This window comes from Rhodococcus sp. C26F, assembly GCF_053345925.1.
Genome location: NZ_JBKFBA010000035.1, coordinates 49333 through 59260 on the forward strand (window position 1 = coordinate 49333; position 9928 = coordinate 59260).

At 68.5% G+C, this 9928-nt stretch carries 7 protein-coding genes; 5 read left to right on the forward strand and 2 right to left on the reverse strand.

Annotated features, from left to right (window positions below; translation table 11 throughout):
- Positions 1-29: 29 nt before the first annotated feature.
- Together ilvD and ACLBYD_RS24795 are read right to left on the reverse strand one after the other, a co-directional pair.
- Positions 30-1871 carry a dihydroxy-acid dehydratase gene (gene ilvD, locus ACLBYD_RS24790; RefSeq protein ID WP_447818503.1) on the reverse strand — a complete coding sequence of 614 codons (1842 nt, stop codon included), beginning with the start codon at positions 1869-1871 and terminating at the stop codon, positions 30-32.
- A 141-nt stretch (positions 1872-2012) separates the two neighbouring features.
- Positions 2013-2534 (reverse strand): PH domain-containing protein, encoded by a 522-nt coding sequence (locus ACLBYD_RS24795; protein WP_447818507.1) that lies wholly within the window; start codon positions 2532-2534, stop codon positions 2013-2015.
- 266 nt (positions 2535-2800) lie between these two features.
- Here ACLBYD_RS24795 and ACLBYD_RS24800 point away from each other — a divergent pair, with 266 nt between their 5' ends.
- The 5 genes from ACLBYD_RS24800 to serA all read left to right on the forward strand — a co-directional run bounded on the left by ACLBYD_RS24800 (position 2801) and on the right by serA (position 9902).
- The gene (locus ACLBYD_RS24800) at positions 2801-4741 is read left to right on the forward strand and encodes an acetolactate synthase large subunit (RefSeq protein WP_271036710.1); all 1941 of its coding nucleotides are present in this window, start codon (positions 2801-2803) and stop codon (positions 4739-4741) included.
- Positions 4738-5241, forward strand: coding sequence for an acetolactate synthase small subunit (ilvN, locus tag ACLBYD_RS24805; RefSeq protein ID WP_006554535.1), 504 nt, complete (start codon positions 4738-4740; stop codon positions 5239-5241). The genes ACLBYD_RS24800 and ilvN overlap by 4 nt, the downstream gene beginning before the upstream one ends.
- 50 nt (positions 5242-5291) lie before the next feature.
- On the forward strand, positions 5292-6293 hold the full coding sequence (gene ilvC / locus ACLBYD_RS24810) for a ketol-acid reductoisomerase (protein ID WP_016691198.1): 1002 nt from the start codon (positions 5292-5294) through the stop codon (positions 6291-6293).
- A 115-nt stretch (positions 6294-6408) separates the two neighbouring features.
- Positions 6409-8181, forward strand: a complete 1773-nt coding sequence (locus ACLBYD_RS24815) for a SulP family inorganic anion transporter (RefSeq protein WP_447818508.1) — start codon at positions 6409-6411, stop codon at positions 8179-8181.
- A gap of 128 nt (positions 8182-8309) precedes the next feature.
- Entirely contained in the window at positions 8310-9902 is a 1593-nt protein-coding gene (gene serA / locus ACLBYD_RS24820) for a phosphoglycerate dehydrogenase (protein WP_277369867.1), read from the forward strand.
- The last annotated feature ends 26 nt before the right edge of the window (positions 9903-9928 follow it).

Here is a 9928-nt window from a genome sequence, read left to right on the forward strand (position 1 = left end):
GGGGCCCTTGCCTGTTGCTGTGGGGGCTGTTAGGGCACGCGCCGCACGGCACCCTTGTCGGCGGAGGTCGCCAGAGCGGCGTAGGCGCGCAGTGCCTTCGAGACCGTGCGCTCACGGTCGACGGGCTGCCACGGACGCTCGGAGGCCTCCATCTTCGCGCGACGATCGGCGAGCACCTCGTCGTCGACGAGCACCTCGAGAGTGCGGGTCGCGACGTCGATGCGGATCCGGTCGCCCTGCTCGATCAGGCCGATCACACCACCGGAAGCGGCCTCGGGGGAGACGTGCCCGATGGACAGTCCGGAGGTGCCGCCGGAGAAGCGGCCGTCGGTGATCAGTGCACACACCTTGCCCAGACCGATGCCCTTGAGGAAGGAGGTCGGGTGCAGCATCTCCTGCATGCCGGGACCGCCGGCCGGTCCTTCGTAGCGGACGACGACGACGTCGCCGGCCTTGATCTTCTTGCCGAGGATGACCGAGACGGCCTCCTCCTGCGACTCGACGACGTAGGCCGGGCCCTCGAAGTGGAACAGGTCCTCGTCGATACCGGCGGTCTTGAGGATCGCGCCGTCCGGTGCGAGGTTGCCGCGCAGCACGCACAGGCCGCCCTCGACGGTGTAGGCGTGCTCGATGTCGCGGATGCAGCCGTTCGCGGCATCGGTGTCGAGCGACGACCAGCGGTTGTCCGTCGAGAACGGTTCGGTGGTGCGCACACCGCCCGGGGCGGCGTGGAACAGCTCGAGGGCCGTCTCGGACGCCTTGCCGGAACGGATGTCCCACGTGTCGAGCCACTCGTCGAAGCTCTTCGTGTGGACAGTGGAGACGTCGGTCTCGAGCAGGCCACCGCGGCGCAGCTCGCCGAGGATCGCGGGGATACCGCCGGCGCGGTGCACGTCCTCCATGTGGTAGTCGGAGTTCGGGGAGACCTTCGCCAGGCAGGGCACCCGGCGGCTGATCTCGTCGATGGTGGACAGGTCGAAGTCGACCTCACCCTCCTGCGCGGCGGCGAGGGTGTGCAGCACGGTGTTCGTGGAACCACCCATCGCGACGTCGAGCGCCATCGCGTTGCGGAAGGCAGTCGGGGTGGCGATGTTGCGCGGCAGCACCGACTCGTCGTCGTCGCGGTAGTAGCGCAGGGCCGCTTCGACGATCGTGGTGCCGGCGGTCTCGAACAGTGCGCGTCGCGCCTCGTGGGTGGCGAGGGTCGAACCGTTGCCGGGCAGCGCGAGACCGAGGGCCTCGGTGAGGCAGTTCATCGAGTTGGCGGTGAACATGCCCGAGCACGAACCGCAGGTGGGGCACGCGCTGCGCTCGACCTCGTCGAGACCCGCGTCGTCGACGGCCTCGCTGGCGGAGGCCGAGATGGCGGTGATGAGGTCGGTGGGGGCGTGGGCGACACCGTTGACGACGACCGCCTTGCCGGCCTCCATCGGACCGCCGGAGACGAAGATCGTCGGGATGTTCAGGCGCATCGCGGCATTGAGCATGCCCGGCGTGATCTTGTCGCAGTTCGAGATGCACACCAGCGCGTCGGCGGTGTGTGCGTTGACCATGTATTCGACGGAGTCGGCGATGATCTCGCGGCTCGGCAGCGAGTAGAGCATGCCGCCGTGGCCCATCGCGATGCCGTCATCGACGGCGATGGTGTGGAACTCGCGTGCCACGCCGCCTGCTTCGCGCACGGCCTTCGCGACGATCTCACCGACGTCCTTGAGGTGGACGTGACCGGGTACGAACTGCGTGTAGGAGTTCGCGATCGCGACGATCGGCTTGCCGAAGTCGGAATCGGTCAGGCCGGTGGCGCGCCACAGGGAGCGCGCTCCCGCGGCGTTTCGTCCGACGGTGGTGGTGCGTGACCTCAACGGGGGCATGGGCTGACTTCCTTGACGGTGGCTGTGTGCGCAATCGGCCGGGCCGCGTCCGGTCGCCGGGCTGGGGCGGATCCGGGCAGCGGCACCGACGAATCTACTCGCGTGCTTCCGGATGCACCTATTCGCACCCGGTCGCGAGGATCAGGAGGAGCGGTCGTCCTTCTTCTCGACGGTGACTGCGTCGTCGGTGGTTTCGGCATCCGAACCGGCTTCGGCGGCCGCCTCCTCGCGGTGTGCCTTCTCCTCGGCGCGCTGTGCGGCCGCATACGGATCGGGGATACGGCCTCCGCTCGCCTCCGACAGCTGCGGCAGCCGGCCGAAGGTGACGACCGGCAGTGCGACCTCGCTGCCGTCGGTGAGCCGTGCGCGGGCCCAGCCCCGCTTCGGGAACCGAAGGCCGTCGAGCTCGTCCCATTTCAGGCTCGTGATCTTGAAGGTCGCCCGCGCGACGATGCCCTCGGGGCCGACGACGGTGCGTACCCGCACGACCCAGGCGGCGACGAGGAACGGGATGATCAGCGTCCATGCGAAGGCCTCCGGCCACGCCAACGCGGGGGAGGCGAGGGCGAGGAACAGCAGAGCGCACGCGAGGAACGACAGTCGCGAGATCTGGATGACCTGCGTCGCCGAATCGGGCGTGTGGGATGATGGAGTCGGTGGCACGGGCTGCTGGGAAGATGACACCTCTACATCTTCGCACTGCAGCCGCGGCATCTCACATTCTGGGACAGTGGACCGCACCAAGTTGACTGTCTGGACACCATGCGCCTACCGTCGAGCGCGTGAATCAGAATGGGTTGCTCGTAATCGGCCGGCGCGTCGTCGCCTGAGCCGCATTTCGCAACTCGCCCACGACGCGCCACCCTCGTACAGCAGACTTGCTGACGAGGGTTTTTTGTTGCCCGGAGCCAGAATCAGAGGAATTCGCAGTGAGCGCACCAACCGCACGGCCTCAACCCTCGCCGCGAAAGCCGGGGTCCGCCACCCCGACTCCCGCAGCTGCCGCAACGCAGCCCGCCAATCGACGCCAGGTCGCCCCCGAGCGGGTCACCGGCGCCCAGTCGGTGGTCCGCGCACTCGAGGAACTCGAGGTCGACACGGTATTCGGCATTCCCGGCGGCGCGATCCTGCCCGTCTACGACCCGCTCTTCGATTCGCGGCGCGTGCGCCACGTGCTCGTCCGTCACGAGCAGGGCGCCGGGCACGCTGCCACCGGCTACGCCCAGGCCACCGGCAAGGTCGGCGTGTGCATGGCCACTTCCGGTCCGGGCGCGACGAACCTGGTCACCCCGCTCGCCGACGCGCAGATGGACTCCGTGCCCCTCGTCGCGATCACCGGCCAGGTCGGTCGCCCGCTCATCGGCACCGACGCCTTCCAGGAAGCCGACATCTCCGGCATCACGATGCCGATCACGAAGCACAACTTCCTGGTCACCGACGGCGCCGACATCCCGCGCATCCTGGCCGAGGCGTTCTACCTCGCCTCCTCGGGCCGCCCGGGCGCGGTCCTCGTCGACATCCCCAAGGACATCCTCCAGGCACAGACCACCTTCAGCTGGCCGCCGGAGATGCACCTGCCCGGCTACCGCCCGGTGACCAAGCCGCACGGCAAGCAGGTCCGCGAGGCCGCGCGACTGATCGCCGACGCGAAGAACCCGGTGCTGTACGTCGGCGGCGGTGTCATCAAGGCCGAGGCGTCGGCCGAGCTGCTCGAGCTCGCCGAGCTGACCGGCATCCCGGTCGTTACGACGCTCATGGCCCGCGGTGCGTTCCCCGACAGCCACAACCTGCACTGCGGCATGCCCGGCATGCACGGCAACGTCGCCGCGGTGGCCGCACTGCAGAAGAGCGACCTGCTCATCACCCTCGGCGCCCGCTTCGACGACCGCGTCACCGGTCAGCTGGACTCCTTCGCGCCCGACGCCAAGGTCATCCACGCCGACATCGACCCGGCGGAGATCGGCAAGAACCGGCACGCCGACGTGCCGATCGTCGGTGACTGCAAAGAGGTCATCGTCGAACTGCTCGAGGCCATCCGCGCCGACCTGGCGACCGGCACGAAGCTCGACTACACGGCATGGTGGGCCTACCTCGACGACATCCGTCGCACCTACCCGCTGAGCTACGACCGTCCCACCGACGACACCCTGTCGCCGCAGTACGTCATCCAGGCCGTCGGTAAGCTCGCCGGTCCCGACGCGATCTACTGCGCAGGCGTCGGTCAGCACCAGATGTGGGCGGCGCAGTTCGTCGACTACGAGAAGCCGCGCACCTGGCTCAACTCCGGTGGTCTCGGCACCATGGGCTACGCGGTGCCCGCCGCGATGGGCGCCAAGATGGGTTGCCCCGACACCGAGGTGTGGGCCATCGACGGCGACGGCTGCTTCCAGATGACCAACCAGGAACTCGCGACGTGCGCCGTCGAGGGTGTGCCGATCAAGGTCGCGCTCATCAACAACGGCAATCTCGGCATGGTCCGGCAGTGGCAGACCCTCTTCTACGAGGAGCGGTACTCGAACACCGACCTGGCGACGCACTCGCTACGCATCCCCGACTTCGTCAAGCTCGCCGAGGCCCTCGGCTGCGTGGGCATCCGCGTCGAGCGCGAGGAGGACGTCGAGCCGGCGATCCGCCGGGCGCAGGAGATCAACGATCGTCCCGTCGTGATCGACTTCATCGTCGGCAAGGACGCGCAGGTGTGGCCGATGGTCGCCGCCGGCACGAGCAACGACGAGATCATGGCGGCCCGCGACATCCGGCCGCTGTTCGACGACGACGCCGCTGCCGACGATCCCGCCGTCATCCACGAGACCATCGACGCGCTCGAAACCCGCAGCGAGAACGCTGCGGCCCAGGAGGAGACCAAGTGAGCACGAGTCACACCCTCAGTGTTCTCGTCGAGGACAAGCCGGGCGTGCTCGCCCGAGTCGCATCGCTGTTCTCGCGACGCGGCTTCAACATCGAATCCCTTGCCGTCGGTGGCACCGAGGTGCCCGACATCTCGCGGATGACGATCGTGGTGACCGTCGACGAGTTCCCGCTCGAGCAGGTCACCAAGCAGCTCAACAAGCTCGTCAACGTCATCAAGATCGTCGAGCAGGAGGACGAGGCGTCCGTCGCCCGCGAACTCGTGCTCATCAAGGTGCGCGCCGACGCGAGTGTGCGCACCCAGGTCATCGAGACGGTGAATCTGTTCCGCGCCAAGGTGATCGACGTCTCGCCCGAGTCGCTGACCATCGAGGCGACCGGTACGCGGTCCAAGCTCGACGCGCTGCTGCGCATGCTCGAACCGTACGGAATCCGCGAGATCGTCCAGTCCGGTGTCGTCGCCGTCGGACGCGGTCCGAAGTCCATCACGGCTACCCGTTAGCCTTAACACACCCATACTTGCTGAAAGAGGTAATCACTGTGGCAGTCGAGATGTTCTACGACGACGATGCCGACCTGTCGATCATCCAGGGTCGTAAGGTCGCCGTCATCGGCTACGGCAGTCAGGGACACGCGCACTCGCTGAGCCTGCGCGACTCGGGCGTCGACGTTCGCATCGGTCTGAAGGAGGGCTCGAAGTCGCGGGCCAAGGCCGAGGAAGCCGGTCTCACCGTCGGCACCCCCGCTGAGGTCTCCGAGTGGGCCGACGTCATCATGGTCCTCGCTCCCGACACCGCCCAGGCGTCGATCTTCACCAACGACATCGAGCCCAACCTGAAGGACGGCGACGCGCTGTTCTTCGGCCACGGCCTCAACATCCACTTCGGTCTCATCACCGCTCCGGAGAACGTGACCGTCGCGATGGTCGCCCCCAAGGGTCCCGGCCACCTCGTGCGTCGTCAGTTCGTCGACGGCAAGGGCGTTCCCGCGCTCATCGCCGTCCACCAGGACCCCAAGGGTGAGGGCCAGGCGCTCGCGCTGTCCTATGCCAAGGGCATCGGCGGCACCCGCGCCGGCGTCATCAAGACCACCTTCAAGGAAGAGACCGAGACCGACCTCTTCGGCGAGCAGGCCGTGCTCTGCGGTGGCACCGAGGAGCTCGTCAAGACCGGCTTCGACGTCATGGTCGAGGCGGGCTACGCCCCCGAGATGGCCTACTTCGAGGTTCTCCACGAGCTCAAGCTCATCGTCGACCTCATGTACGAGGGTGGCATCGCCCGCATGAACTACTCGGTGTCCGACACCGCGGAGTTCGGCGGCTACCTCTCCGGCCCGCGCGTCATCGACGCCGGCACCAAGGAGCGCATGAAGGAGATCCTGAAGGACATCCAGGACGGCACCTTCGTCAAGCGTCTCGTCGCCAACGTCGAGGGCGGCAACAAGGAGCTCGAGGGTCTGCGCAAGCAGAACGCCGAGCACGGCATCGAGGTCGTCGGCAAGCAGCTGCGCGACCTGATGAGCTGGGTCGATCGCCCCATCACCGAGACGGCCTGACAGCCACCTGATCCGGTCACGGCGGCCCGGTACCCCAACGGGGGTGNCCGCCGTCGTCGGTGCGGCGTGAGCGATGTCGCATCCACGAGCCGAGGCCGCGGAGGATACTTGGCTGATGTGGCTCCGCGCCGCGTTCGGGCGGCTCCCGGGTGTCGCCACCGCACGGTCCTACCGGCGGGGGTGGCTGCGGAGCGATGTCACGGCGGGCCTCGCGCTCAGCGCCCTGCTCGTCCCCACCGGCATGGGATACGCCCAGGCCGCGGGACTGCCGCCCTACACCGGCCTCTACGCGACCGTCGTGCCGATGCTGGTGTACGCGGTGGTCGGTCCGTCCCGGATCCTCGTGCTCGGACCGGATTCCGCACTCGCCCCGCTCATCGCGGCAGCGGTGATCCCACTCGCCGCCGACGGAGATCCGCAGCGCGCGGTCGCCCTCGCCGGTGTGCTCGCGCTCCTCGTCGGAGCGATCCTCCTGGTCGGCGGGATACTCCGTCTCGGATTCCTGACCGATCTGCTCTCCACACCGATCCGGCTCGGTTTCCTCAACGCGATCGCGATCATCGTCATCGTCGGGCAGCTTCCGTTCCTGCTCGGCACCTCGGACGACGAATCCGGTGTCGTCGCCGAGGTTCTCGACATCGTCGACGACGTCTTCGAGGACGGCGTCGAGCCGGCCGGATTCCTCGTCGGCGTCGGCACCCTCGCCGTCATCCTCGTGCTGCAGAAGATCGTTCCCCGCATACCTGCGGTGCTCGTCGCGGTGCTCGTCGCCTCCGCGGCGGTCGCGGTGTTCGGGCTTACCGATCGCGTGGAGATGGTGGGGGCGTTGCCCTCCGGGATCCCCGCACCCGTTCTCGGCGGTATCGAACGCGGAGACGTGATCGAACTTCTCGCACCCGCCGTCGCCGTCGCCGTCATAGCCTTCGCCGACACCGCGGTGCTGTCGCGCTCGTTCGCGCTGCGCCGGGGCGAGGACGTGGACGGCAGCTCCGAGATGCGCGCCCTCGGTGTGGTGAACATCGCAGCCGGTGCCACGGGCGGATTCCCGATCTGCGGCAGCGGCAGTCGCACTCCCGTCCTCGAACAGGCCGGAGCGCGTACCCAGCTCGCGGGCGCCGTCGGAGCGGTGACGGTCGCGGTCTTCCTGCTGGTGGCCCCGGGAGCGACGGCGTACCTGCCGCAGGCGGCGCTCGGTGCCGTCGTGATCGTCGCGGCGAGCGCGCTCGTCGACGTGAGGGCGCTCGGTCGTCTGTGGCAGGTCAACAAGATCGAATTCTGTTTGTCCTTCGCCGCATTCGTGGCGGTCGGTCTCGCAGGTGTGCTGAAGGGTGTGCTCGTCGCGATCGCACTGTCGCTGGCGGCCGTCGTCGTACGCGCGTGGCAACCCCACCGGACCGAACTGGTCGAACTCGACGATGTCGCCGGATACCACGACCGGGAACGGCATCCCGAGGGCCACCGGATCCCGGGTCTCGTGCTCGTGCGGTTCGACGCCCCGCTGTTCTTCGCGAACGGTGTGATCCTCACGAAGTTCGTCCGCGAGCTCGTCCGCGAACGCGAGGACCGCATCGAGTGGGTGGTCCTCGCGGCCGAACCGATCACGGATCTCGACATCAGCGCCGTCGAGGAGATCGAGCGTCTCGACGACTATCTCACCCATCGGGGGATACGGCTCGCCTTCGCCGCCATGAAGGGTCCGGTCAAGGACAAGCTGCACCGGATGCAGACGGGGAATCGCTTCCGGGACGGTCGATTCCATCCGACCGTCCGCACCGCCGTGGTGGCCTTCCGGCACCGGAACCAACCCGGTATCGCGCGCAGTGTGCTCGACGCACCCCCGCGGGACGTCGTCCCGCCCCCGCGGAAGGATGGGCCCGGACCACCGTGATCCCGATCCCGGTGGCCCCGTGGGAAGGGCTGGGGCACTAAACTGTGGGCGGTCGCGGGTGCCCACGCATGCTGTCGGGCGCGAGCGCCGTCGACCACTCACACATTCACGACACAGGGAGTCCGCACGTGAGCCAGAATGGCCGTCCAGTAGTCCTGATCGCCGACAAGCTTGCGCAGTCGACCGTCGACGCGCTCGGTGACGGTGTCGAGGTGCGCTGGGTCGACGGCCCCGACCGCCCCGCCCTGCTCGCGGCCGTGCCCGAGGCCCAGGCGCTGCTGGTCCGCTCCGCGACCACCGTCGACGCCGAGGTGCTCGCTGCGGCGCCCAACCTCAAGATCGTCGGTCGCGCCGGTGTCGGCCTCGACAACGTCGACATCGCCGCTGCCACCGAGCGCGGTGTGATGGTCGTCAACGCGCCCACCTCCAACATCCACTCCGCCGCCGAGCACGCGGTCGCGCTCCTCATGTCCGCGGCCCGTCAGGTTCCCGCCGCCGACCGCACCCTGCGTGAGCGCACCTGGAAGCGGTCGAGCTTCAACGGCACCGAGATCCTCGGCAAGACCGTCGGTGTCGTCGGCCTCGGCCGCATTGGCCAGCTGTTCGCCCAGCGTCTCGCGGCGTTCGAGACCCATGTCATCGCGTACGACCCCTACCTGCCGGCCGCCCGCGCCGCACAGCTCGGCATCGAGCTCGTCGACATCGACGAACTCGTCGCCCGCGCCGACTTCATCTCGGTGCACCTGCCCAAGACCAAGGAGACCGCCGGCCTGATCAACGCCGAGCGTCTGTCCAAGGCCAAGGACGGCGTCATCATCGTCAACGCCGCCCGCGGTGGCCTGATCGACGAGGACGCGCTGTACGACGCGCTCGTCGAGGGCAAGGTCCGCGCCGCCGGCCTCGACGTCTTCGAGACCGAGCCGTGCACCGATTCGAAGCTGTTCGACCTCGACAACGTCGTCGTCACCCCCCACCTCGGTGCATCCACCGCCGAAGCCCAGGACCGCGCCGGCACCGACGTCGCCAAGAGCGTGCTGCTCGCCCTCGCCGGCGAGTTCGTGCCCGACGCCGTCAACGTCTCCGGTGGCCCCGTGGGCGAAGAGGTCGCACCGTGGCTCGAGCTCGTCCGCAAGCTCGGTCTGCTCGCCGGCACCCTCTCGCCCGAGGCCGTGCAGAACGTGCAGGTCGTCGTCAGCGGTGAGCTCTCGGCCGAGAACACCGACATCCTCGGCCTGGCCGCCCTCCGCGGCCTGTTCTCCGCGAGCAGCGACGAGCCCGTCACCTTCGTCAACGCCCCCAAGCTCGCGGAGCAGCGCGGCGTGACCGTCGAGGTCGAGAAGGTCAGCGAGGCCACCACGCACCGCAGCTCCGTCGAGGTCCGCGCCGTGTCGCCGGACGGACACGTCACCTCCGTCGCAGGTGCGCTCACCGGCCTGCAGCAGGTCGAGAAGATCGTCAACATCAACAGCCGCAGCTTCGACCTCCGCGCCGAGGGCCACAACCTGATCGTCCACTACCAGGACCGCCCGGGTGTCCTCGGAACGCTCGGCACCGTGCTCGGCAACGCGAGCATCGACATCCAGGCCGCAGCGCTCAGCCAGGACGCGGAGGGCCCCGGCGCCACCGTGATCCTGCGTGTCGACCGCGTCGTCGGCGACGCCGAGGTCGGACAGATCACCGAGGCGCTCGACGCTCGCGTCGCCCAGGTCGACCTGTCCTGATCGTTCGGTTCTCCATCATCCGGTGG